The sequence below is a fragment of the Stenotrophomonas sp. YIM B06876 genome (genome assembly GCF_030711595.1).
In the GTDB taxonomy this organism is placed as follows: domain Bacteria; phylum Pseudomonadota; class Gammaproteobacteria; order Xanthomonadales; family Xanthomonadaceae; genus Stenotrophomonas.
In genome coordinates, this window is the sequence record NZ_JAUJUJ010000516.1 from 1 (window position 1) to 562 (window position 562).

Annotated in this window: 1 protein-coding gene and 1 pseudogene; both read right to left on the reverse strand. The window is 68.3% G+C overall.

Features of this window, described 5'->3' with window-relative positions:
• Positions 1–230 (reverse strand): annotated as a pseudogene (locus QZH66_RS18245) (plasmid replication/partition related protein); the annotation flags it as partial.
• Positions 231–320: 90 nt separating this feature from the next.
• Positions 321–562: alpha/beta hydrolase (locus tag QZH66_RS18250; protein ID WP_305807207.1), on the reverse strand; the 242-nt coding region annotated here is incomplete at its 5' end.

Below are 562 nucleotides of genomic sequence, written 5' to 3' on the forward strand. Positions count from 1 at the left end.
AGGTGCACGTCCTCCATCGACTGGAAGCGTGTGTTCTGCACCGTCTGGAACGGCAGGCCGTGCCGCTGGCAGATGCCGTAGCGGTTGTGCCCGTCCACCAGCACTTCGCCCCACAGCACCAGCGCGTCGCGACAGCCCTCGGCCAGGATGCTGCGCTCGAGCGCGGCGTATTCCTCGGCGGTGAGGGGGTCGATGTAGGCTTTGAGTTCTTCGTTGACGACGATGTTCATGGGGGGCGGAACGCGGGGCAGGGCGGGCGAAGTGGGGCAGGGGCGGGATTGTAGGCGCCTGCCCGCATGCCTTGACAGTGGTTACGACGGTCACGCTCGCAGGAACGTCAGCAGCGCATCGTTGAACGCCTGCGCGTGCGACACGCTCAGCCCGTGCGGCGCACCGCTGACCCTCACCAGCTTGCTGTGGCGCACGGCGTGGTGCGTGCGCAGGCCCGAGCCTTCGATGGGCACGATCGCATCCGCCTCGCCGTGGATCGAATCGTCCGGATTGGCTGTGGCGCCAGCGGCAGCGCCACCCAGCACGCCAGCAACAGCACCGAGCGTGGCCC